21 protein-coding genes are annotated in these 23,461 nt (G+C 45.2%); 8 read left to right on the forward strand and 13 right to left on the reverse strand.

All coding sequences use genetic code 11. From position 1 onward, the window contains the following. The first annotated feature begins 135 nt into the window (after positions 1-135). Complete coding sequence (locus tag ACBZ72_02790) at positions 136-4,092, forward strand: PAS domain S-box protein (GenBank protein ID XES77817.1); 3,957 nt, start codon at positions 136-138, stop codon at positions 4,090-4,092. 668 nt (positions 4,093-4,760) lie between these two features. Continuing rightward, positions 4,761-5,957, forward strand: a complete 1,197-nt coding sequence (locus tag ACBZ72_02795; GenBank protein XES77818.1) for a hypothetical protein — start codon at positions 4,761-4,763, stop codon at positions 5,955-5,957. 657 nt (positions 5,958-6,614) lie between these two features. On the opposite strand, the gene ACBZ72_02800 is transcribed toward ACBZ72_02795, so the two are convergent. Beyond that, complete coding sequence (locus ACBZ72_02800; protein ID XES77819.1) at positions 6,615-7,061, reverse strand: HNH endonuclease; 447 nt, start codon at positions 7,059-7,061, stop codon at positions 6,615-6,617. 139 nt (positions 7,062-7,200) lie between these two features. Between ACBZ72_02800 and ACBZ72_02805 the strand changes: the two genes are divergently transcribed. Further along, on the forward strand, positions 7,201-7,434 hold the full coding sequence (locus ACBZ72_02805) for a hypothetical protein (protein ID XES77820.1): 234 nt from the start codon (positions 7,201-7,203) through the stop codon (positions 7,432-7,434). A gap of 30 nt (positions 7,435-7,464) precedes the next feature. Continuing rightward, positions 7,465-7,596 (forward strand): hypothetical protein, encoded by a 132-nt coding sequence (locus ACBZ72_02810; protein ID XES77821.1) that lies wholly within the window; start codon positions 7,465-7,467, stop codon positions 7,594-7,596. Between the two features lie 64 nt (positions 7,597-7,660). Here ACBZ72_02810 and ACBZ72_02815 read toward each other — a convergent pair whose 3' ends face one another. Further along, the gene (locus tag ACBZ72_02815; protein XES77822.1) at positions 7,661-7,909 is read right to left on the reverse strand and encodes a hypothetical protein; all 249 of its coding nucleotides are present in this window, start codon (positions 7,907-7,909) and stop codon (positions 7,661-7,663) included. 217 nt (positions 7,910-8,126) lie between these two features. Between ACBZ72_02815 and ACBZ72_02820 the strand changes: the two genes are divergently transcribed. From ACBZ72_02820 to ACBZ72_02830, 3 genes are all read left to right on the forward strand, one after another. After that, a complete protein-coding gene (locus ACBZ72_02820; protein XES77823.1) occupies positions 8,127-8,642 on the forward strand; it encodes a winged helix-turn-helix domain-containing protein in 516 nt (171 codons plus the stop codon). After that, positions 8,639-9,205 (forward strand): hypothetical protein, encoded by a 567-nt coding sequence (locus tag ACBZ72_02825; GenBank protein XES77824.1) that lies wholly within the window; start codon positions 8,639-8,641, stop codon positions 9,203-9,205. The genes ACBZ72_02820 and ACBZ72_02825 overlap by 4 nt, the downstream gene beginning before the upstream one ends. A 708-nt stretch (positions 9,206-9,913) precedes the next feature. Continuing rightward, complete coding sequence (locus ACBZ72_02830) at positions 9,914-10,870, forward strand: tyrosine-type recombinase/integrase (GenBank protein XES77825.1); 957 nt, start codon at positions 9,914-9,916, stop codon at positions 10,868-10,870. Positions 10,871-10,900: 30 nt separating this feature from the next. Here the strand turns inward: ACBZ72_02830 and ACBZ72_02835 are convergent, their stop codons facing one another. The 3 genes from ACBZ72_02835 to ACBZ72_02845 all read right to left on the reverse strand — a co-directional run bounded on the left by ACBZ72_02835 (position 10,901) and on the right by ACBZ72_02845 (position 14,652). After that, complete coding sequence (locus tag ACBZ72_02835; protein ID XES77826.1) at positions 10,901-12,046, reverse strand: TIGR04084 family radical SAM/SPASM domain-containing protein; 1,146 nt, start codon at positions 12,044-12,046, stop codon at positions 10,901-10,903. A gap of 6 nt (positions 12,047-12,052) precedes the next feature. Further along, positions 12,053-13,414: an MFS transporter gene (locus tag ACBZ72_02840; GenBank protein ID XES77827.1), complete on the reverse strand. Its 1,362-nt coding sequence runs from the start codon at positions 13,412-13,414 to the stop codon at positions 12,053-12,055. Between the two features lie 251 nt (positions 13,415-13,665). After that, positions 13,666-14,652: a polyprenyl synthetase family protein gene (locus ACBZ72_02845; protein XES77828.1), complete on the reverse strand. Its 987-nt coding sequence runs from the start codon at positions 14,650-14,652 to the stop codon at positions 13,666-13,668. 105 nt (positions 14,653-14,757) lie between these two features. Here ACBZ72_02845 and leuS point away from each other — a divergent pair, with 105 nt between their 5' ends. Further along, positions 14,758-17,640: a leucine--tRNA ligase gene (gene leuS, locus ACBZ72_02850; protein ID XES77829.1), complete on the forward strand. Its 2,883-nt coding sequence runs from the start codon at positions 14,758-14,760 to the stop codon at positions 17,638-17,640. Between the two features lie 36 nt (positions 17,641-17,676). On the opposite strand, the gene ACBZ72_02855 is transcribed toward leuS, so the two are convergent. The 8 genes from ACBZ72_02855 to ACBZ72_02890 form a co-directional block, all read right to left on the reverse strand. After that, positions 17,677-18,966 carry an ABC transporter permease gene (locus ACBZ72_02855; GenBank protein ID XES77830.1) on the reverse strand — a complete coding sequence of 430 codons (1,290 nt, stop codon included), beginning with the start codon at positions 18,964-18,966 and terminating at the stop codon, positions 17,677-17,679. Then, a complete protein-coding gene (locus ACBZ72_02860) occupies positions 18,959-19,576 on the reverse strand; it encodes an ABC transporter ATP-binding protein (protein ID XES78641.1) in 618 nt (205 codons plus the stop codon). Before ACBZ72_02860 ends, ACBZ72_02855 begins: the two co-directional genes overlap by 8 nt. Beyond that, positions 19,534-19,680, reverse strand: a complete 147-nt coding sequence (locus tag ACBZ72_02865) for a hypothetical protein (GenBank protein XES77831.1) — start codon at positions 19,678-19,680, stop codon at positions 19,534-19,536. The genes ACBZ72_02860 and ACBZ72_02865 overlap by 43 nt, the downstream gene beginning before the upstream one ends. A gap of 95 nt (positions 19,681-19,775) precedes the next feature. Then, positions 19,776-21,443 (reverse strand): oligosaccharide flippase family protein, encoded by a 1,668-nt coding sequence (locus ACBZ72_02870; GenBank protein XES77832.1) that lies wholly within the window; start codon positions 21,441-21,443, stop codon positions 19,776-19,778. 145 nt (positions 21,444-21,588) lie between these two features. After that, positions 21,589-22,167, reverse strand: a complete 579-nt coding sequence (locus ACBZ72_02875) for a DUF1616 domain-containing protein (protein XES77833.1) — start codon at positions 22,165-22,167, stop codon at positions 21,589-21,591. Next, on the reverse strand, positions 22,148-22,639 hold the full coding sequence (locus tag ACBZ72_02880) for a hypothetical protein (protein ID XES77834.1): 492 nt from the start codon (positions 22,637-22,639) through the stop codon (positions 22,148-22,150). Before ACBZ72_02880 ends, ACBZ72_02875 begins: the two co-directional genes overlap by 20 nt. A gap of 29 nt (positions 22,640-22,668) precedes the next feature. Next, positions 22,669-22,992: a winged helix-turn-helix domain-containing protein gene (locus ACBZ72_02885; GenBank protein XES77835.1), complete on the reverse strand. Its 324-nt coding sequence runs from the start codon at positions 22,990-22,992 to the stop codon at positions 22,669-22,671. A gap of 51 nt (positions 22,993-23,043) precedes the next feature. Beyond that, on the reverse strand, positions 23,044-23,427 hold the full coding sequence (locus ACBZ72_02890) for a hypothetical protein (protein ID XES77836.1): 384 nt from the start codon (positions 23,425-23,427) through the stop codon (positions 23,044-23,046). Positions 23,428-23,461: the final 34 nt, after the last annotated feature.

The raw sequence follows: 23,461 nt of genomic DNA on the forward strand, positions 1-23,461 counted from the left end.
TAACTTTTGGCTTATGTTTCCATGAAGGGTTCAAAAGTTGATTAGTGATTCATAAGATTTTATTTAAAAACTGAAGCATGTTGTTTTGGTTTGAAGCTGTCGGTCGCGTAGAGTCAACCTTACCTGAGGATTAAGATGCAAAACAAAAACCCGAAAGTTACTGAAGACGAATTCAACCAGCTTTTTCTGGAAGTTATTGACGAAACTCTATCTGCTCTGGGTGAAAGCGCAAAAACGGCAATATATTTTCATATTGAACAAAAATTCAGCATCAAACGCCAAGATATACCCAGCCGTATAGATGCCTTTGACCACGCATTAAACACCTTGTTTGGGGTGGGCAGTAAACCCCTTGAACTCATGCTTATGCAGCGGCTTCACGCCAAAGTTAAAAACGACTGCAAACCCATGAAGGCCGACGACTTCACCTTCTCAAACTATATAAACACGGTTAAACAAGAATTTGTCACAAAAACCAAAGCCGAAACCACGTTTTTACCCCGAAACACTCTTGAGCAAGCTGACAACGAGAAATCCAGCAAAGCGAGCTCTTTTGTTGATGCTTTAAACCTGCTTGCTGACCCTGTTTTGATTGTTGACCAAAAAGGAACCTTTCTTTTCCTAAACGTTGCCTTCGAAAAAGCGATGGGCACTGCCAAGGAAAATTGGTTGGGTAAAAGTTTCTTGGTACTGCCTTATCTTTCGGAAGATAGCAAAGCACTTGGCTTCAGAAACCTTCAACTTAGGTATAAGGGCATTCAAGTTGAACCCTACGAGTTGGAGGTGACCAACACTGCTGGCGAACTTTTTCATTACGAACTGAACGCAAAAAACATTGAATATGCTGGGCAGCAGGCAAACTTGGTAATTTGTCGTGATGTAACGCGACGGAAAAAAATGGAAAAACGGCTAAAACAATATACAGAAAACTTGGAGTTGCTGGTTGAGGAAAAAGCAGGCAAAATTAAGGAAAGTGAACAGAAACTCAGAGCCATCTTGGATGCCTCCCCCGATGCGCTGATGGTTTTTGACCCCGAAGCCACAGTGTTAGACTGCAATGAGGCAACCGTAAAAATGTTTGGCTACGGCGACAAATCAGAGTTAATCGGGAAAAACGGCTTAGACTTAGCCTCTGAAAAAGACCAACAAAGAATCACCGAGGTTGCAGAAAACCTGCTCATGCATGGAGGCGCTTCCAAGAATATTGAATATGAGTTCATAACAAAAAATGGCGCCCAGTTTCCAGGCGAGTTCTCTTTAAGTGTTATACCAGATGACCAAGGGAAACCTGCTTGTTTTGTAGCAGTGACTAAAGACATAAGCGAACGAAAAAAAGCCCATGAGGAGCTGCTATCTTCAGAACGCGAATACCGAAAACTGGCGCAACAAATTGAATTAGCTCAGGAACGCATCACCTATGAGCGAGATAAAGCTCAAACATACCTTGACGTGGCAGATGTCTTGTTGCTTGCATTGGATCCTGAAGGTAACATCACCTTACTTAACCGAAAAGGCTGCTCCATATTGGGCTGTGAAATTGAGCCAGTTTTGGGCAAGAACTGGTTTGACCTTTTTGTGCCTCCAGAAGAAAAAACGGTGCAACTGTGTGCGCATAAACTGAGGCTTAAGGGGAAAACTTCTCGCCCAGAACATACGGAAAACATTGTTGTCTGCGCGGGCGGGGAACGCCGAATTATCGGTTGGCGGCATACACTTGTTAGAACTCGCTGGGGCGAGGTTATTGGCACACTCAGCTCAGGTGAAGACATAACTGAACAAAAAATGGTTCAGGAAGCACTCAAAGAAAGTGAAGAAAAATTCCGAGGTATAGTGGAAAACTCCAGTGACGTTATAATGCTCACACGCTCCGACGCCTCTATATCTTATTTGAGTCCAGCTATCTTTGAGTTAACGGGGTATACTCCTGAGGAGTTGTATGTTGACGAGTCTCAAATTTTCCATCCTGATGATGTACAAAAAATAGGTGCCACTTTGTCTCGCGCTTTGCAGGGTGAACGCGGTTCAAACTTTCAGTACCGAGTGGTAACCAAGGCTGGCGAGACAAGATGGGTTTCTCATTCTTGGTCCCCCATTTTTGAACATGGAAAGGTGAAACTGGTTGTTAGCATAGTTCGAGATATAACCGAACAGAAGCGGCTAGTTAACGACCTGCAAGCAAGCGAAGAAAGATTCCGTGCAATAAGCAACTCCGCCTCTGACGCCATAATCTTAGTTAACAAAGAAGAAGAGGTTGTTTACTGGAATCCCGCAGCAGAAAAAACCTTTGGCTACACGGAAAAGGAAGCTGTTGGTAAAAAGCTGCCCAAATTCATAGGGGTGCCCAATGAATACCAAAGTTACACTAACATCTTTGAACAATTCGCACAGGAAAAGCTGTCGCTTAAAAACTTTGAATTGTACGCTTGGAGACGAAACGGCACAGACTTTCGAATCGAACTTTCCTTGTCTTCTATTCTGTTAAAAGAAAAAAACTGCATTTTGGCAGTTGTGCGGGATATTTCCGAACGCAAAAAAATGGAAGACGCCCTTAAACGGGAACGCGATATGCTAGAAAACATAACGCAAAACATCGGTGCTGGCTTGACAATCATTGATCGAAATTACCGTATACTCTGGGCAAACAAGTACCTCAAACGGCTCGCTCCCAAAGCTGAAAACAGTTTATGCTATTCCGTTTATAACCACTTAGACAATGTTTGCCCCGACTGTGGAGTGAAAAAAGTTTTCGAGGGCGCAGCCTACGATGCCCACGAGTACTGCATAAGACGGCCAAATGGCGAGGCTGTTTGGAGCGAAATAATTGTCACCCCAATCAAAGACCAACAGGGCAACGTCACAAGTGCTTTAGAGTTAACGGTCGACATAACTGAAAAGAAACAGCTGCAAGAGAAACTTTTGGAGGAAAAAAACAAGCTGGAGGCTGTAACTGAAAACATCAACGCAGGGCTCCTGATTATCGACCGAAACTATAACATCATTTGGCTAAACAAGCATGGAAAACAAATTTATGGCGATGTTGAACAAAAGAAATGTTATTCCACTATTCATCATCGCAACAGTATTTGCTCAAATTGTGGTGTTAAGAAAGTTTTTGAGGGCGCAGCCATAGATACTCGCGTAATAGAACTTCAAACTCCAAAAGATGTCTCTTATCAAGAGATTACTGTTACGCCTATGAAAGACAAAGATGGCAACGTTGTCGCCGCGTTAGAACTCGCTGTTGATATCACTGAAAAGAAGCGAATGCAAAGTGACCTTGCGCGGTATTCGCATAAACTTGAAGACCTGGTTGAACAACGTACCCAACAGCTTAAGCAAGCTCAAGCTAAGCTGGTTAAATCTGAACGGCTTGTAGCTATCGGGGAGTTAGCAGGCATGGTTGGTCATGACTTGCGGAACCCTCTGACCAGCATCAAAGGCGCAGTTTACTACCTTAAAGCCAAGTACGCCGATGAACTTGATGAAACCGCAAAAGATATGCTGCTCACAATTGATAAAAGCATAGTTTACTCCAACAAGATAATCAATGACCTGCTTGAGTACAGCCGAGACATCCACCTTGACCTCTCCACGGCTAATCCGCGCATGCTGCTTAAAAACGCCTTAGCTCTAGTTACGGTGCCTGCAGGCGTAAAAATTGTTGATTTCACCGCTGAAACGCCCTCTCTGAAAGTGGATTCGGCGAAGATGACCCGCGTGTTTCTGAACATCATCAAAAACGCCTTCGACGCAATGCCTAACGGGGGAGTTTTAAACGTGAAAAGCAAAGAAACCCCTGAGGGCTGGGAAATAACCTTTACAGACAACGGCTCCGGCATGACAAAAGAGACTTTAAGCAAACTGTGGACGCCTCTATTCACGACCAAGGCAAAGGGCATGGGTTTTGGTTTAGCCATCTGTAAACGCATCGTAACCGCGCACGGCGGCAACATCAGTGTTGAAAGTGAAGTTGAAAAGGGCACCCAGTTCACCATTACGCTTCCAATTGAACCAAAAACTGCCCCTGAAGACAACTGGATTTACAATCCGCCCTTAACGATGATGACTAACACCGTAAAACCACGCCGTTGAAGTCAATCTCTAACCTTTTTCGCGGGGTTTTGTGGCTTTCTGGTTGATTGACAACTTTTTCATCTGGAGTTTGCCCCGCTTAATTCTTATATTTTGCAGTCTACAAAAGATTATATGGCTGTAAGAAATGCTTAAGCGAAATAGAAGTTTGGTTGAGCATTGTGTTTGCCCCTACTGCAAACACACTCTTGAGGTTGTTTTAGAATCTGACCTGCGTTACGGCGTACACATCACCACAAGAAAAGTTACCCCCCAGTTGTTTCGTAACGAGGCGTTGAATAATTTAGTTACGAAAAAAAGAAGACTCAACATAAACAATTTCTAACCTCAAACCCCCATGAATCCCGCCGTGGCAGGCATCTATGCACCCTTAACTGGCTATCAACGTTCAAAACGTACAGTTAACTCTGAAAGCACAAAAGCCGACTTTTAAGTTATGGGATTATGCCAAAACTCAGGGGATTATTTCGCACCCCTCTGTAGTGGTGATGTCCCCATCTCCGCGCCAAAGCTCCCCTTTTTCTTCGTGCTGGGCAAGTTAGCATTCTTTTTGTCTTCGGCGTATGAGGGCTTGTGTTTCTGCTGGGTCGTGTGCTGCTGATTATGTTGACCCTGAGGGGAACGAATTTGAGTTAGTCAACGGAAAGCTGCTTCCTAAACGTTACCTCATGCCTGACGGCAAGGTTTACGTTGTTCAAAAAATCAGGGGTGAAAATAAGCTTGTTTCGTTTGGAAACAGTCTTTTTGAGTCGCTTTCTGTTTATCGAAAAGACAAGTTTTCGCCGAAGCAAAAGCGCCATTTTATGAGACTGAGAAGCGGTATGACGCTTGGACAGTATCGGGGGGAAAGGCTTGTTTTTATGACGCTTTCTACGCAATATGACATAAAAAGAGACCGATTCGGAAATAAGATGGTTGATTCAAACGGGCGTAGTATTCCTGAGAAGCCCAAAGAGCGTAAAGAGAAGCTCAAATTGATGAATTATGCTTTTACTAAGCTCAAACAGCAGATTGAATATTATTTAACTCAAAAGATGTATGAGCGGTACTGTAAGAAAACTCATCGTGAGCCTTATGTTTATCTTGGGAAATTCAAAAAGAAAACTGTTAAGTATCCTAAACTTTGGGAACGGTTCCGTTTTAAACTCAAGTATTTTAAAATCAAAACTGATGAGGGCGGCGGGGTTATGCATATTGTTTTTAGAAAAGGTTACATGGTTCCCAAAATTCCTTTTCAGTGGCTTAGTGATAAGTGGGCGTTGCTTTGGGGTTCTCCGCGGGTCAATATCAAACAAATTGACATTACGAGTGCTGAGGGTTTGAGCCTGTACATGGTTGGGCAGTATTTTGCGAAGCAGCCTGTTTTGAGGATGAGTTATGGGCGTCAGTGGGTTTGTGAGGGCTTCAAGAACTCATTTACGCATCTTGTTGATGTTTATGGTTTTTGGCGTGCAAAGGAAATTTGGGATAGAAACCTTAAGCTTGGGCTTCTTCCTACGGGGCGTTTGGGGCGTCAGACTCGTTTTCAGCATCGAAAGCTTAAGCCTAAGACTCAGGGTGTTGTTGGGTTTGCTAATTGGTCTTGTTGTTCTCGTCTTGAGGGTTGCTTTCAGGGTGGTAATTTGTTTTCTTCTAAGACTGTTCAGGCGGTTATTGATTCGCCTAAGTATTTTGAGGTTGTTGATGGCTTGAATATGGTTTATACTGTTTTTACTGTTCGGCGTATGAAGCCCCAACTAAGAGAGCCTGACTCCTGCTTGGAATCGATGAAGTGGTGTATGCCTAAGCTTGAGTCTAAATTGCTTTCAGAGTCTGAAGTTTGGCGTTTGACCCATTCCACGGGCGACGGCAAAACCGTGCTCTGATCTCGCTTGATTATTTCAAATGACCTTTGGGCTTCGGGGAACTCTTGAAAGCTTTGAGTGCTTGACCCTTACGCTTAGTTGCCAATAACTGACGTTTTCTGTACATTATTGTGTCAAATAGGACAAAAACCTATAAAAACTAACCGATTGTTATATTTGATACAAGTGGAGCGGCTTCACTCAGGTTATGGCTGTACACAGCTACGGGCGGTCTTTTGACCGCTATCGTTCTCTTTCTGTTCTACACAACTTCATAATTCGTCGTGTGCCCGCGATAGCGCGCGCCCACGCCAACCGCGGCAAGGGACTTTTTGCCATTTTTGCCCAGTACCGGCAAAAATGCATTGCGAAAAGTACGACGTTTTCTGGCGGGGGCGGCACTTGCGCTTGACAGCCCCTGACCGATGCCCCCTGGGGCAATCGGAGCGTAAGGATACCCCGCCAGAAAACTCGCGCTTGCCCGATGGCGAGGGCGCGCAGAAAAGCGGGCACTTAACCGTCGGGCGAGCGAGCGAAGCGAGCGAGCCGAACCGCGCGATAGCGCGGTTCCTTTCCTTGTTAGCATATAACAAAAAATCAGATTCAGCAAAACACAACACTGCACTGCAACATCTGGTAAAATCAGAATGACAACTCAAGAGACATCAAAGCTTGGCTTCATATTTGGAGGTATTTTGTGTACTCTCCAAAGTCTTGGCGCCATTGGTGCTGGGAGCGTTTGCTCCAAGTTGAGAATGCCTCGTTTACGTGTTTGGTGAATTCTTTTTCTGAGCAGCTGTTTACGGAGCAGAAGTGTTTGACTACTTTGGTGTAGTCGAGCTTTCCCTCATTGGCGAGTATGCCTGCTAAGCCTATGTGTTTTATGTGGTGGCACATTCTGCAAAGTAGTATGAAGCCCTCAAGTTTTTGTATGTGGGTGGTGTCGTTGTAGCTCCATCTTTCGTGTAAGTTCATGGTTCCTGTGGTTTCTCCGCAGATTTGGCATTTTCTGCCGTTCTCTTTTATTATTTGGTCTCTTAGGCGGTTCCACACATCCGAGGGTAGGAGCCTGTAGAGTGAGGAGTACCAAACGGTTGAAGGCACTAATTCAGCGCTTAACTTCATGTAAAGTCCCAAAAAAGTATTCAAATCGGGCAACATAACCTTTATGGTTTTCCTTGTATTGGTGACTTATTATAATACTACTTATACTACTTTTTACTTAAATACTAAAAAGATAATGTTATTTTGAGGAATATTCAAAATGGAGTTAGTGCTTGCGAGTCTCTGCTACTTCGGCGACCGATACGCTGAATTGTTCAGGGCAAAAGACGGCAGATATTACGTACAAATCTTTAACCTAAACACCTGCGAGAACGTTACTGAATGGCTTATGGGCGACGACTATTTGGAATGGATAAAATGCCTCAAAAGAAACATACTCAAATGGAGAAAACAAATGAAAAAAGACCGCTTAAAATTAAGCGGCATCTTTTGAGCTAAATATTCCTTTCATAAATTTTTTATCATGCAGGGAATCAAGGTCAACGAAACCGCCGTTTTTAATGGGTACCAGATTTTCCACAACTACATCCGACCCCACGAAGCCCTAAAAGGCAAAACCCCAGGTGAAGCATGCGGCATAATCGTCGAAGGTTAAAACAAATGGAAAACACTCATAGAGAATTATAGTCAAAAAAAAGACGTACCCTCTCTTGTTATTTTTACCCAAGTTCGGAGCGGATTTTCGGCAACATTTTTGGGTTCAAAGAAACATGTATTGCATCTGGTTTGGGTTTAAAGATTATAAAGCCTTCTTTGTTCAGTTGTCTAGTAATATCGGCAACGTCTTTCCGCATGTGTTTTGGGAATCCTTTAGGGATATTTTCGATGGAAGTATGTTTAGCCCCTATAAACTCTTGTCGAAGCATCTTTCTAAGAATTGCTTGTCTGATTTTCTTGTCCTTTGCCAATAACGCATCCGCCCCGCAGCCGATACGGTTATCTATTGTGTATTTTCTTTCATATAAGTGTTTACTAAACTTAATATATGTGGAAAAAACATTGTTAAACGCCGATCATGTTTCAAATAAATACGATAAAGTAACTTTTATTTCACAAAGCTTTTATCCTAGTAGTTGACTATAACGTATGAACAGAAACCCGATCCCACCTTTCGGAGAACCAAATATGTCACCCTTAGAGGAGTTATTTGAAAGTAACGCAGTTGTAAAAATCCTAGATTTCTTGACGCTTTACAAAGACTTTGAGTACACTCGAACGGAAATCGCTAGAGAAACAGGCATTAGCAGAAGAACGCTCTATCAAGTCTTTCCAACATTAGAAAAATTCGATTTGGTAACAGTTAGCAAAGCTGTTGGGAACTCAAAACTATACAAACTAAACACTGAAAATTCAATATGCGAAGTACTAGTGGCTTTAGGAGATGAAATAGCATTTTTCAAAGCTGAAAAAGCAACTGGAATGTCATTAACAAGGAAAGAAGAATGCCAAACAGGTAACTTCAGTGAAGCTGTAATAAAAATAATTACCGTGAAAGGTAACACAGCCGACGTTAAGAGAATGGTTGAAGGTATAGGGGCAAATATGAACACATCATTTCCAATTACAGACATAACAAAGAATGCTCCAGAATCAATGGAAGTGCAAATTATGAACGAAAAAGGAAGGTCACTGCCAAAATGACTATAACAACAGCAGTTGAAAAAAAAGTCAAGTTTCTGGCTACAGGCATTTTTGCCGACTTTAAAATATCAAGAGAAGATTGGGACATTCACAAACTAGAAGATGGAACAAAAATCCGTTCAAAAGTTGTACTTATGACCTATATGAGTGACAAAAGTCTTGAAGATGCAGAACTACAAATAAGAGACGGCAAAATACCCACTTTGGAAACAACCTTTAACTTTCAAACACTTATGGCAATAGAAGCGCCCATAGAGCTGAGGGGAAAACCCGACAAAGCAACTTACAATCCCAAAGAACTAAAACCATGTATTGTTGCACCGCACCTCAACTTTGAAACTCAATTCCAAGCATGGAATATATACAATTTAGGCTATGGGCACATATTAAAACTTCGCTTGACACCAATTGACTTTAGCAGAACAAGCAAACACGACGCAAACGGCATGCCAGTTTACGTATTTGACTCCAACGTTGAAGCTAAATTAATACTATCACAAGAACTGCAAAATTTGTTAGATAAAATTGAAAAGAAGAAACCCCCTGAAGCAACAACCACTTAATTAACCCTTTTTTAAACCTCTTTTTGGTCCATTTTTTCTAAACTGTATTTATCAACTGATTCTTAGATTAAAAAGCCGAGATTAGGAAACTTAAAGCTGTGACTCGTCTAGAGTTCGGGTTTCCTACACTGGCAATAGGCGCTGTGATTCGACTGTTTATGCTTAACGTCCACAGTTTCTTCAAAGATTGCGTGTCCACAGTTCTTACACTTCATACTTGAAGGATAATAAGAAGAGGCAAATTAACGCCAAGCTTCGCAGGAGAAAAAATGGTTTTGTAACAATTTGGTTAACCGAAAGTTTACATGGGAGAGAAGTAACCGGAAGAGTTTACAGAACCTAAAAACCAACGTTTTAAATTGGTAAATTAGTTGTTTATTGTTCTTAACATGTTAGTCAGTCTGACTCAGGGTTTTATTAGCTTGTAACTTTTTTTGGTTAGCGGAGGCTCATAGTATCACAATTACTGCAGAGGCATCACAGGGAGGTGAAGAGACAAAAAGAGAATGCCCTAATTGTCATAGCACAAGAATTTGGGAAGATGGTTTTAGGAAATCATCAACTGGAGCCCTAATAAAAAGGTACAGATGTGCCGATTACGGTCATCGATTTAGTCAACATTTTCCTAGGCAAAAAATAATAGCTCCTTCAGCGCTTAAAGAGAGTCACCAAGTATGCGAGCAACTCCTGCAGGAGAAATCGAAAAACTTGGACTTAGCGCAAGAAATCAAGCTTGCGCGGAGAAAACAGAAACATACACCAACAGAGAACGAAGTTAAAGCAACCCCTAAAATCCAAAAGCTCCTCGAACAAGTAAGGAATGATGGACGGACTGCTGGAACAGTAAGTAACTATCGCAAGACCTTCAATCGTTTACTACAAGCAGGGGCAGACCTGTTTGACCCAGAAAATACAAAAGCCGTCTTAGCTAACCTGTCAAATAAGCCAAGAGCAAAGAAAAACATGGTTGCCATGCTGTCAGTTTGGTATGACTTTAATGGCATAGGCTGGCGACCGCCAAAGTACACTGGAGATAGCGGAATACCCTTTTTAGCAACTGAGAGTCAACTGGATACGCTTATTGCAGCCGTTGGCAAAAAAACCGCAGCATATCTACAGCTACTAAAGGAAACGGGTGCTAGACCTGGCGAAATATCGGACATAACTTGGGAAAGCATTAACTTTCAAGCGCGAACAATTCGTATAGCCGCTGAAAAAGGAAGCAACAGTCGAATTTTGCCAATATCCCTCAAAGCCATTGAAATGTTGAGCAATATCCCACAAGGCGAAGGCAAGCTTTTTTGTAAAGCCGATTCTATGCGTACAACCTTGTTCTATCAACGCCGACGAATAGCAAAGCGATTGGCAGCCCCAGAGCTTAAGCAAATTAGCTTCAAAACATTTAGACATTGGAAAGGCACTACAGAGCAGCATCGGACAAAAGACCCGTGGCACGTAAAGCTAATTTTAGGACACAAGTCGATTACAAGCACTGAAACATACATACATTATGAGCAGATGATTTATCAAAGCGAGGCAAACGACCAATTCATAACAAAAGTAGCGCTTAACGTTGAAGAAGCTTGCAAATTAATTGATGTTGGCTTTGAGTATGTCACAGGCGAATATAATGACGGTGGAAAAATCTTCCGAAAGCGAAAGTAACCTAAAACATACAACGGATTATCTAAAAAACTAAGGGATTATTTCGCAGCCGTTGTACTTGAGGTATTCAAAGTCGCTTAAGGCGATTTTTTTCTCCTCAATCAGCCGCATGATGCGGGGCACCTCTGACTTCACGGCGGCAATTAATCTCTTGACCGTGTAGCAGACTTCCCCGTACGCTTGGTCGTTCCAGCGTTGGGTGATGTTTGCGTATAGACATCTTCCTCCGCAAACTTCTAAGGTGTCGCAGTTTATGCACGGGGGGTCCTTTACAAGTACGCGGTCAAGCGTATTAGGGTCCGACTCAGAGATGTGTCCTAAATAGTATTTTTTCATGCCCCACATGGTTGGGCAGGGAATGATGTAGCCGTCGGTTTGAATGGCGTAGTTAATCCATCCTGCGCCGCAACGCATCAAGCTGGGTTGTTTATCAAACAGAACCGAGTGGGCTACCCCCAGCAGCGGGTATAGGCGGAGTACGATTCCTTTTTGCTCCATGAGGTCCACCCAGAACTTAGCCAGCTTATCCACGCCTGGACTGTAGCTTTCTTGGCTCCACTGCCTGAAATCTCGTCGGGCGTAGTCGTTGCCCCAAAAACCCGCGTTGAGTTGCCAATGTATGCTAGAAAACGAAAACTCCTCGTTGTCCAGTAACCACATGATTTGTTTGTAAATGTCGGTTTGCTCCATAACCGTAACGCGGGCGATGAGTTCCCCGCTAAATCCGTTGCTTTGAACTAGTTTGATGTTGTCGATGGCTTTTCGGAAGGTGCCTTGACCGCGGTAGTAGTCGGTGAGTTTTTCGTCCCCGTCAACTGAGACTAGAATTGTGTGGAGGCGGTTAACGTAATCTGGCTCCAACTGGTTTAGCAGTTGCCCGTTTGTTTGAATCATAAAGTTTTTCGCTGGAACTTGGTCCATGATCTGCTTAAGTGCGTCCCTGTTCAGCAGGGGCTCGCCGCCATAAAAAGTCACCGTGCAGTCAGGGTCTTTTCTGCAAAATTGGCTAAGGTACTCTATGTCGTAGTTGACTTTTTTGGGCAACGAATAGTCCAGTTCGAAGTCGCCAAAGTCCTCATCGAAGTCATCCAAAGTTTCGCCAAAACAGTAGCGGCACTGCAGGTTACAATCCGTGGTCAGGATTACATGGATGAACATGCCTGCAGTTGAAGACACTCTGACTTAATAGTATTTTTCTGCAAGTTTCCGAGCTTGTTCATATTCGTCACTGTTTTCTTCAGACTCTGAATCTGGTTCATTTTCAATTGATGACTCTGGTTTGGTGGCAAAATCTTTTTTCTGATTTTTTTCGTTTTCTTTCTGCAATTTCTTCATGGCTTTCTCTGCGTAGCTCTTGAGGTCCCTCGACTTCATGACTCTCTCTGGCAAAGTTTCGGGTGCATAGACTAACGGCAGAACTGCCAAAAATAGGAAAAATGCTAAAAACGAGAACAGCCCACTTTTGCCTGCTCCGTCAACAATGTTTCTTGATAGGTTTTCGCCTATTGTAAATTCAAGAAATTTGGAAATGAAGAATGGTGCTACACCCATTGCGTAGAACTTGCTGGTGCCTACATTATTGCTCAAATCGCCCCATATTGTGACAATGAAAATTACTAAAAGAAATCCCCATGCAATGCCGTCGATGACTGCGCTGGTATAGTTAATCCACACACTTGTTGCAGGAATTAATCCTAATGATGCAGTGTCAATTCCTAACATCACAAATCCTGCGATGGCCATTCTTTTTCGCCCTATTTTGTCTAGAAGGAATCCTCCGACAACTGCGAATATACCTAACATAGCATTTTGAATTATGGCCATAATGGCGACTGTAGCTTCTCCAACGATGTCCACTTGCACTTGGCTGCCCAAATAGTTTACTAAACAAAACATAACCCAAGGTGCGAAATATAAAACAAAAGATTGTTGAGTAATGATGCTCTTATACGTCGTTACTTCAGTGTCTTTTTTTTCTGGTGGATTTAGTCGTCGTAAGACAAAAATGCTTGATAGGCGCCACAATCCTAGTGTAACGCCGAGGAGTAGGAGGTTGCTTATGGGTGTAATACTGAACGCAAATAGTCCCAGTCCCGTTATGAACATGACAATGCCACTTACTCGTCCTCTGCTTTCAATGGGTATTATATGTGTAAAGCATGACATACACATAGGCATTCCAAACCCTAGGGAAGCGCCAAGTGTTAATGCAATTATGCATAGAATCGTTGTTGATGTTGTGCCGCTGGCAATCAGTGATAATGACGCGAGGCTTCCTGTTAACATCCAGATTGTGAGAAGCTTTTTTTGTTCAATTTTTTTGTAAAGTGTTGCGCCTACTATTGCTGTAACGACTATTCCAAAAAAGTGAAGACCCCAAAATATCGTTAAGTCAGTATTGGTAAACGGTAAATCATTTATGGTTCTCTCAAGAAAAATTATGACCGCGTAGTACCATATAAGGGGATTAGCGACTAGAAAAGCACTCATTAATGTTGTTCTTGGTTCGACCCCGAACATTTTTTTCCCAAGTGTGTTGCCCATTGGTTCTCTAGCCTTTTGAAATGGAAGAAAACTTTAGAGATAAAAGTTGAGCACTTTAAAACCGAATTGAGAATATGTATTCTGGTATAATGTTCCATAAGTTATTTAAAGTAGTTTTGTTGAACAACAATACAGAAAGGGGAAATACAAAAATGAAATCTCAACGTCCTATGCCAATAAGATTAGGTACTTGGGCATAAACTAAGTTTTTTATACCCACTATTTTTTTTGTGTGACCAACAACCTGTTTTTTAAATGTCTTCTTGAGTGCTTTGTAGCAATAGTGTTAATTCTTGCTTACATTTTCCGATGTTATTTAACTGCTTTATCCCCTCGGCCATTATTGCGTGCATTTCTTGAGTTAGTTTATTTGTTTCCTCAGAGTCTAAAACTAAATTTAAGATTTCTTCAAGTATTTCCTCAGTAATCTGATTATTAAGTAACCTCAAAATTTTTGCTTTTTTCTCCGTATCTTTGAATGTAAAAAGAATTGGCAGTGGCAAGCATTCTTTTTCTTTTCTGTTTTCCAATTCTTCGGCCTCAAACATGTCAATAATTTCGTCTCTAACTGTATTCAGTATCCCAAACCTCCGACCAAAACTGCTTAGCAAAGCAACCTCTTCTGCGGTTCCTCCTCCCAAAATAGCCCCTACCTTGGTGGTTGCCTCAGCCACCGCTATCTTCATTCTTATAATGTTAAGGTATTCTTCTCCAGTTATCTCTGTTTTTTCCCTGAAACTTGTTTCCTTTGCCTCGGCGCTGCTTATTCCCCGAAACGCTTGCTTAACAGTCACAAGAATATGTCGCCGTTTTTCTTCTGAAAGCGAGCCTACCGCTTCGTGAAGCAAATACAAGCCATCAAACAGCAAAGCATCTCCCGTAAGGATTGTGATGTCCCTGCCGAATTTTCCGTAAACCGTCGGTTTACCTCCTTTAGTCGCCGACTGGTCAATAATGTCGTCATGAACGTCTGCGCCTCCTGCAAGCAACACAAACGCCGCACCCACCTGCGCTGTATCTTCAGGTTTTCCCCCAACAGCCTCAGATGCCAACGAAAGCAGTGCAGGATGCAAAAAGTCAAACCAGACTTCCTCCATGAAGTACTTCATTGCTTCATTGAGTGGGGCGAAGTCAAATTTTTCTTGTAAAACCGTTTCTTGAGCAAGTTTAAGCGCCTTTTCCCCTCGTTTTCGCATAAGCGCGTGGACTTTGTGCATAAGTTTCTCTTCAGTTGGCATGTTGGGTCACTTAATGTTCCTTTTTTTGGTATTTGGCTCTTTAGGTATTTTCTGCTGAGCCGAAAGCAAAACTCTTAATAGGTTACTGGGTGCTACCTCAGTTTCATGAGCTCTCACAAACAACTCGAGGACAAATGGCGCAGCCGCTGGGACGATGCCCACCTCTTTGAAGCTGACCCTGACCCCAAAAAACCCAAAGCCTTCGTCACATTCCCCTATCCCTACATGAACGGACCCCTTCATGTTGGACACGCCTTCACCGCCTCCCGCGTGGATGCCTACGCAAGGTTTCGCCGCATGCAAGGCTACAACGTGCTTTGGCCGTGGGGCTGGCACTGGACTGGACAACCCTTGCTGGGGGCAAGTCAACGGGTTGCAAAAGGCGACGAAGCATACATTCGGGTATTGCGGGAAGTTGACGGGGTCCCCGAGGAAGAGCTCCAAAAATTCGTTGACCCCTTGTACATGGCGCAGTACTACACTAACGAAGGGCGCAAAATCGCCCGGCGCATAGGGTTCTCGGTGGATTGGCGCCGGGAGTTCACGACGGTTTGGCCCACTTACCAGAAGTTCATTGAGTGGCAGTACGCTAACCTGTCTGAGAAAGGCTACGTAACCAAAGGAACACACCCCGTGGTTTGGTGCCCAAAAGACAAAAGCCCCACAGGCGACCACGACCGCCAAAGCGGCGAAGGCGTCACCCCCGAAGAGTACACCTTAATCAAATACAAGCTGGACGAGCAAACCTTCTTGCCCGCCGCAACTTTCCGCCCCGAAACCCTCTTTGGCGTAACCAACATGTGGATTAACCCCGAAGCCGACTACGCCCAAGCCATCGTGGACGGAGAAAACTGGATAATCAGTCAACAAGCCGCTGAAAAACTCAAAGAACAAGAACGCACCGTCGAGGTCAAACGGGTTTTCAAAGGTAAAGAACTCATCGGCAAAACCTTCGAAAACCCAGTTACACATAAACGCTTCCCGATTTTGCCAGGCTGGTTTGTAGACGCAAACGTTGCGACGGGTGTGGTTTACAGTGTGCCTGCTCATGCACCGCTGGACTGGCTGGCGCTGCGGGACTTGCAGCAGAAACCCGAGGTTTTGGCGGATTTTGGTGTGGATGCGCAGATGGTGCTGGCGATTAAGCCGATTTCTCTTGTTAAAGTTGAGGGGTACGGTGAGTTTCCCGCAGTGGAAATTGTGGATGAATTGGGGGTTTTGAACCAGCAGGATCCTAAAGCTGAAGAAGCAACCAAAACGCTCTACAAAAAAGAGTTCCACGGCGGTGTCCTCAACGGCAACTGTGGCGTTTATGCGGGTAAGTCTGTGCGGGACATCAAAGAACTGCTCATTCACGACTTCAAAGAGGCAGGGGTGGCGGATAGCATGTATGATTTGCCTGAGCAGGTGGTTTGCCGCTGCATGACACCATGCTTGGTTAAGGTGCTTAGTGACCAGTGGTTCCTCAACTACTCCGACGCGGACTGGAAGGCTCAAGCAAAAGCGGTGGTGGCGCAGATGCGGATTTACCCTGAAGCCGCCAAACCCTGGTTCAACACCGTAATCGACTGGCTTAAAGAGTGGGCGTGTGCGCGGACAACGGGTTTTGGAACGCCGTTGCCGTGGGGGAAAGGCTGGATTATTGAAACCCTCAGCGACAGCACAGTTTACATGGCTTTCTACACCGTAAACAAGCACATACGCCAAAACAACATCAACCCTCAAGCTTTAACCCGCGAAGTCTTTGACTACCTCTTTCTGGGTAAAGGCAACCCTGCTGAACTGGCAAAAACCAGCGGCATAACCGAAACGTTGCTGCAGGAGATGCGCAAAGAATTTCTCTACTGGTACCCGCTGGACCTGCGAAACAGCGCCAAAGAGCTGGTGCCCAACCATCTGAGTTTTTGCATTTTCCACCATGCCGCCTTGTTCCCGCCTGAACACTGGCCCCGCGCAATGGGCGTAAATGGTATGCTCATGATTGAAGGCAAACAGATGCACAAATCCAAAGGCAACTTCATCACCATGAAAGGCGCAGTCGACAAGTACGGCGCCGACGCCACCCGCTGTGCACTGCTTCTTGGCGCAGAGGGCATGGATGACCCCGACTGGCGCGCCGACAACGTCAAAGACATCCAAGGCAAATTTGAAGGCATGCTGGGCTTTGCGGGCAGCATATTGGCGAACGCTAAAGACCCCCAAGTTGGCGTGTTGGAACGTTGGCTAAAAAGCCGGCTGCAGCGGCGCACTGCGGAGGCGACGGCTGGATTGGAAGAGTTGAAGACTCGGACGGCTTTGCAGGCGGCGCTGTTTGACACTTGGAACGACATCCGCTACTACATTCAGCGGAAAGGCAAGGCTGACACGTTGGCGCTTAAGGAAGCTGTGGAGGTTTGGCTGCGGCTGCTGGCGCCCTTTGCACCCTACGTTTGTGAGGAGCTTTGGAGCCAAACCGGCAAAGAAGGCTTCATCAGCGTAGCCCCCTGGCCTAAACAGGACCCAACTGAAGTGGACGTCGCAGCGGAGGAGCAAGAAAACTTTATCGCCGACATAATCGAGGACACCCTCAACATCCTGCGCGCAACCAAAATCTCACCCGCCCGCGTCTGCTTCTACACCGCGTCCCTCTGGAAGTGGCAAGTGTACCAGAAGGTTTTGGAGAAAGCGGTGGCTGGCGAGGCTAAAATAAATGAAGTCATGAAATCGCTTGCCGCTGACCCTGCTTTGAAGCCGCATATGAAGGATGCCGCCAGCTTCGTTCCCAAAATGATAAAGGCGTTGACCAAGTTTTCTGGCGAACGGAAACGCAACCTGTTAAAAATTGGCGTTGTGGATGAGAAGGAAATCTTGCAGGCAGCGACGGGTTTCCTTAGGGAGCGGTTTAACGCTGAGGTTTTGGTGTTTGCCGAAACCGATTCCGAACGCTACGACCCTAAAAAGCGGGCGACCATGGCTATGCCTAATCAGCCTGCAATTTTCATTGAGTAGCCGAACATCCGTCCCTTTATTTTTTGGGCTATGTAGTTATTCTTGGGGCTCTACTTTGTGTTTGTTTTTGCCCAGCCTGAATTTGGCGGTTAAGATTTTTTCGGTGGCAAACAGCCTTGATGCCACGTACATGATGACTAAGGTGAAGATGCCTACATAGAGTATGCCAAACGCTACTGTTGCGTAGTCTCCCAGTACTACGGCTTTGGATGCGATGATGGGATGGCTGAAGGGTATTGCGTAAAACACTGTTTTGATGGCTGCTGGGAGTGTGTTTATGTCGACGTAGACGAGGGCAAGTGATGGAATGAATATTAGGGGGTAGATGTAGCCTACCAAGGCTTGGGCGCCGCGGGCATCCTCCGAGAACGCTGACATAATCACTGCCAACGCCAACGCAGAAAGCAGCGTCACAAACAATGATATACCCAGAAGGGAGTAGCCTAAGGGGGAAGGAACAAGCCCCAACTCTACTAAGTCAATGGCTGTTCCTGCTTGGATGGCGCTTGTCATTGAGCTGAACATAAAGTTGTAGCCCACCAAGACTGCTACGGCAGCTGCGCCAGCGACAAGGATGGTGCTGCTGAGTTTACCCATAAGTATGGCAAAGCGGTCCACTGGGACAGTGAGAAGGGTTTCTAGGGTTTTTTCCTCTTTCTCCTGAGCCACGCTGGTGGCGGCGATTTGCATGGCGTACGTAAGCAGAATCATAATGGTGACGGGCAGCACGATGGACTGCAGGTAAAGTATGGAAGAAAGCTGGGTGGGGTCTACGCCCTGCTCGATTTGTCCTCGGATTATCGTGGACTGCTCGGTTTGGAGCACGTCGGGGGCGACGATGCGGTTAAAGCTGTGAGTTAGCTGGGAAACGCCGCCTGCGCCGACGTTGCTGAATATGCCGCCTTCCTGAAAGATACTGTATATTCCTACTGTTGCGGTTAAGCTTCTGTTGGTGGCGAAGTGTTCATCAACGGCGGCGGAGAAGTTTTGGGGAATCAGTATGAATTCGGTGCGGTTATACCTCGCCAGCAGACCCTCATCCAGCACCTGCTGGGGCGAAGTGTTGTTAATGACTGCCACGTTTGTGTACTGGCTCATGTTGCCGATGAGTTGCCTGCTCCAGTAGCCGTTGTCGTTGTCTACAATCAGCAGCAACTCGGCAGATTTTTGGGCTTGCTCTTGGGCTGTTTCCTGCGCGTAACCCAATACCAAGCCAAGCACGGGCAACATGACAAGGGGCAAAACAATCATGCCGACCAAGATTTTGGGGTCCCGTATGAGCTCTTTGAGTTCTTTGATGAAGATGGTTTTGAAGCCTCTAAGCATAGCCTATCACCTTGGCGAAAACTTCTTCCAGATTCTCGCTACTATACTGCGCCTTTAACTCGGCTGGTTCGCCTTCCAAAACGATTCTGCCCTTGTTCACAAGAGCAACACGGTCGCAGAGGTATTCCACTTCCAGCATGTTGTGGCTGCTAAGCAACACCGTGACGCCGTGCTGCTTAACGTAGTCTTTGATTATTTTGCGGATGTGGTAGGCGTGGAGAACATCCCAGCCGCTTGCGGGCTCATCTAGTATTGACAGCCTGGGTTTGGTCATAAGGGCGCGTGCCAGCAGCAGTCTGCGTTTCATGCCTTTGCTGTAGGTTTTGGCTTTGTCGTTTAAGCGGTCGCCTAAGCCGCTGATTTGTTTGGCTTCCTGTAGGGCTTCTTTAGTGTCTGAGCCGCTGAATTTAGCCATAAACTCAAGATATTCATAGCCGCTTAGATTGCGGTAGGCGCCTGATTCTTCAGGCAGGTAACTGAGGATGCGGCGGACTTTGTCAGGTTGACTGACAACATCAAACCCAAAAACCGTCACCGAACCACCCGTTGGAACAATAAGCGTGCTGATTATACGCAGTGTGGTGGTTTTGCCCGCGCCGTTGGGTCCAATGAGCCCAAAAACTTCCCTTCCTTTATGCTAAAGGAGACATCATTTAAGGCTTGGATGACGCCGAATTTTTTGCTGAGTCCTTGAACTTTAACTGCTATGCTCAAACTTTGCCCCTCTCTGCTGCTTTGTTTTCTCTTAAACGCTATAACGCCTTACTGGTGCAAGCCTTTACCGATGCCTGACGCCTGAAGTGGATTTCTTATTTGCTGTTTGCATCTGTAGGAGCGTTGGTATGTGTCTTTTCTGATTCCTGTATGAACCCTTGATTTTTCTTGTTACGCAAGCTCAACGGAATCTCTACAAGTCGTAGCGGAATTTCTAAAATCTTAGAGAATAAGCCTAAACCCGAAAACATGCCTCGCAGGTTATCCACATCTCCTTGGTTTATGGCTCCAATGAGCGGGGCGCTTCCCAGGTATAACAAGAAGAACAAAAAGAAACCCGCCACAAGCCCCACTATGGGAGATAGGTTGGAGACACCCAGAAAAAGGTATGTAACGACCGCTGCAAAGATTGACGCAGCAAAAATTTTCGCGGAAGACCCAAAATCGGCTTTTGCTCCGTAGCGTTTCCAAATCCAACTTAACCCCCAAATCATTCCCGGCAAGTTGGAAAACAGAATTCCCCCGATGCCAATTAACGCTCCCGTCAGTGGGTTTATTGTCTCCGAGAAAATCAGCAAATACGCAACTATTGGCAAGCTCAAGGCCAAAGACAGCAAACTCTGAATCATTAACCACCGTGTCTCACCTAACCCAATCATCAAAGTTCCTAAACTGATTTGTCCCGCCGCCGCATACAGGTTCAGTATGACGGAAAGCGACAAAAACAACGGGGCAAACGGAAACTTTCCGGGCCAAAGCGTGTTGACTAGGGGGTTTGCCAGTGTCATCAGAATCATGGTTGCGGGAACAATGATTATGGCAGTGTATTTTACGGAGGAGGCAAAAACCGTTTTGAGTAGTTGGGGCTCCTTTTGGGGGTCAACCTTGGCGAAGGTGGGAAACAACGCCGTTGAAATTGGCACGGTGATGAAGGTTAAAACTACGCTAAAGTATGTTGCTGCGTAATAGTCACCCATTAACGCTGCCCCCGCGATGGGTGCCATCAGAAACGCAAAAACCAGCGGCAGAAGACCCACCACCATGTTGGAAACCATTAAGGGCGTGCCGTAAGATAACATGCCTTTGAGGGTCTTTTTAATTTCGGTTTTGCCCACTTTGAATTTTTGGATGGGTCTGAATAATATGAAGTACACGAGTGCCATGCTGATGGCTGCCCCTGCGGCATAAGATATAACGGTGCCCATTATGGCGCCAAACACGCTGAACCCCAAAATCACAAGGACAGGACCCAAAGCTGTCTTGACCACTGCTTGGAGTATAGTTGATAGACTGTTTAGGTTCATTCTTTCGAACCCAACAAATATTGAGCCCGTTGCGGCGATGACTGCGCTGGCAAAAATCGACAAGGACATAACCGCAATTAATGGTCCGGTTTCAGGCATCTTTAGGAAGGCTGCTAAGAAGTTGGCAAGCCCAAAACAAATCAGGGATAACACGGTGCCGCTGATTAACTCAAAAAGCACGCCCGAGACAAGGACATCGTGTATTTCGGCTTCTCTTCCTGCGGCTCGGAGGCTGGCTATTTGTTTGGTCATGGCGGAGTTGACGCCCCAGTCGCGGAAGTAATTAATCATGGAGACGGGAATTAAGGCGACGCTGTATATGCCTAGCTCGTCACGGGTCAAAAGCGTGTTTAAAATGAGGGTTCCTAAAGCCAAAATAACGGTGGAGCCGACCACTCCGATGAGCAGCTGAAAACTTCCAGTAGCGGAAGATTTGCCCATGTCCCGAGCTTTATCCATGCCTACTTCAAATGATGGCTGGTTATTTAACTATTTAATAAATCGCTGTTTCATATGTCAGCTTTTTTAGGCTACAGTTCAGCAGCCAAACAAGTCCGCCCTGAAAATGGTGCACCCTCAAACCTACCTACTGCTTGCTTGGCGCTTACGGTATTGTCAACATCAAGTTCACTGAACGCTTGTGATTTTCAAAGTCGCCCAAGGTTGTGTTGTAGAGCCAAAGTTCAAAAACCAAATAGCTTACATTGCTGACTTTTTCGGGTTCCCACGCAAACGGGTTGGTTTCCAACTTGCTTGAGAAACCGTTGAAGCTGACTTGGCTAAGGTTCACTTGGGAGAGGGTTTGGTTATAACTGTAATCGATGCTGAAGGTGAGGGGGATGTCGGTGGTTTGTTGATTAGCGACAAACACCGTGGTGTTATACAGGGAATCAGTTGGCGTGTTGGTGTCAAACTGGGTTTTATTTTGAAGCTTGACTTGAATCATGTAGTACGCTGCGTATCCCAATTGGTTTCCCACTTCCAAAAACACCGAGTAGTCCTGGTTTGCTGTGACGGCTGAAGGATAGTCAGCGGCGATATGTTGCGGACCCAAAAGCCCAAGTTCACTAAACGAATCCCTCGAAGGGAAAACAGTCAACTGCTCAATTGCAGGAGACGCAACAAACAACGCCACCACAAACGTGGCGACACAAAGAACCGTTTTATACTGAACTACGTTCATGATTCTGCTCCTCTAACCCTCTGTTTTTTCTGTCAATGTACATCCATCCCGCCGCTCCAAGACCTAAAACAGTCAAGGAACCAATCAGAGATATCAAAAAAAGCTGAAAGCTTTGGCTTTTTTCTGAATTAGACGCCTCTACGGCAGAGTTCACTTGAGCTTTAAAGCCACTCAAAAGCGTTTGGCTTTCGATAACCAAATCGTAAGCGGCATCGGTGTTGTTTCGGGACTGCGCCAACTCCGCTTCTTCCAACAACTCGCTGGCTCCATTGAGTGTGGTTAGAAGCGAAGTAACGTTGGCGCCTGCCTGCTCTGCGTTCTGTGTTTGAATAAAGCATTCGTTAAGGCTTTTTTTCACTTCGGCAATAGCTGTGCTGGATATGGTTGAATTTGCCCAAGCAACTGGAAAAGTTGCGAATGCCACAAAAAAAATCGCAATCTCTGCGCAGGTGACTACCTTTAAAATGTTCATTTTTAGTTCCTCTTGCAGTTATCTGAAACCTAATTTGAACCCACAGGGGTCTTGCATAGCTCTTCCAGCTCGTCTTTCTTTTTTCGGACTTCTTCAAGGCGTTTTTCGGCGTATTTGCTGCTTTTAGCGTAGTTTTTGTAGGCTGTTAAGAATTCTTTGCCTTTCTCGGTGAGCACGTAGTGTTGTTGGTCTTGGTTAAACGAAATCAGCGAAGACGCCACAACTTCATCTAAGTATTTTATCAAAACGCGATAACTCAGGTTAGCTTGATACATAATTTGGGTTCGTTTGGCGTTTTTGCTGGCTGCGGTTAGAATATCCGCGATGATGTCCAGCTTATCCCTATAATTCACTTTGGTCAACACCTCCTGAAAAAGGAAAAACTGCTGGTTAAGCTAAAAACGTTATTTGTGGAGCCAGCCCCGTCCGCCTTTTTTGGGTTGCTGAATTTCTTTCTTTTCGGGGCGGTACGATTCAGCACGTTTTATTTTCTTAGGTTTCTGATTTATGATTTCTTTTTTGATAAATTTGTTCCATCCACCAACCTGAGGGTCAGGCTGAACGTAACGTTCAGCGTTTTCGATTTGGTGGCGTTCTAAAATCTCTTTAAAGTTTAAAACCTTGAAATCTCTGGTCGCGTGGATTATTGTGCCTTGGTCAACAAACAATGATGAATAGTCAGCGACGGCTATGCCTTCGGCGCGTACGCGGTCGTCAAAGCGTTCTTTCCAGAGTTTTTTCCATTCGGTTTTTAACTCTTCAACTGCCTCTTTAGGAGCGTCCGCCATGTCACATGAACTCCTTTTGTTGGGCAGAAGTTTT

This window comes from Candidatus Bathyarchaeia archaeon, assembly GCA_041447175.1.
Classification (GTDB): domain Archaea; phylum Thermoproteota; class Bathyarchaeia; order Bathyarchaeales; family Bathycorpusculaceae; genus JADGNF01.

Bases quoted from the DNA above. Each gene is read 5' to 3' on its own strand.
- ACBZ72_02840 (XES77827.1), bottom strand. From the start codon at position 13,414: ATGGGCAACACACTTGGGAAAAAAATGTTCGGGGTCGAACCAAGAACA.
- ACBZ72_02855 (XES77830.1), bottom strand. From the start codon at position 18,966: ATGCTTAGAGGCTTCAAAACCATCTTCATCAAAGAACTCAAAGAGCTC.
- ACBZ72_02845 (XES77828.1), bottom strand. From the start codon at position 14,652: ATGCCAACTGAAGAGAAACTTATGCACAAAGTCCACGCGCTTATGCGA.
- ACBZ72_02870 (XES77832.1), bottom strand. From the start codon at position 21,443: ATGGATAAAGCTCGGGACATGGGCAAATCTTCCGCTACTGGAAGTTTT.
- ACBZ72_02880 (XES77834.1), bottom strand. From the start codon at position 22,639: ATGAACATTTTAAAGGTAGTCACCTGCGCAGAGATTGCGATTTTTTTT.
- leuS (XES77829.1), top strand. From the start codon at position 14,758: ATGAGCTCTCACAAACAACTCGAGGACAAATGGCGCAGCCGCTGGGAC.
- ACBZ72_02800 (XES77819.1), bottom strand. From the start codon at position 7,061: ATGAAGTTAAGCGCTGAATTAGTGCCTTCAACCGTTTGGTACTCCTCA.
- ACBZ72_02820 (XES77823.1), top strand. From the start codon at position 8,127: ATGTCACCCTTAGAGGAGTTATTTGAAAGTAACGCAGTTGTAAAAATC.
- ACBZ72_02795 (XES77818.1), top strand. From the start codon at position 4,761: ATGCCTGACGGCAAGGTTTACGTTGTTCAAAAAATCAGGGGTGAAAAT.
- ACBZ72_02810 (XES77821.1), top strand. From the start codon at position 7,465: ATGCAGGGAATCAAGGTCAACGAAACCGCCGTTTTTAATGGGTACCAG.
- ACBZ72_02805 (XES77820.1), top strand. From the start codon at position 7,201: ATGGAGTTAGTGCTTGCGAGTCTCTGCTACTTCGGCGACCGATACGCT.
- ACBZ72_02875 (XES77833.1), bottom strand. From the start codon at position 22,167: ATGAACGTAGTTCAGTATAAAACGGTTCTTTGTGTCGCCACGTTTGTG.
- ACBZ72_02825 (XES77824.1), top strand. From the start codon at position 8,639: ATGACTATAACAACAGCAGTTGAAAAAAAAGTCAAGTTTCTGGCTACA.
- ACBZ72_02890 (XES77836.1), bottom strand. From the start codon at position 23,427: ATGGCGGACGCTCCTAAAGAGGCAGTTGAAGAGTTAAAAACCGAATGG.
- ACBZ72_02790 (XES77817.1), top strand. From the start codon at position 136: ATGCAAAACAAAAACCCGAAAGTTACTGAAGACGAATTCAACCAGCTT.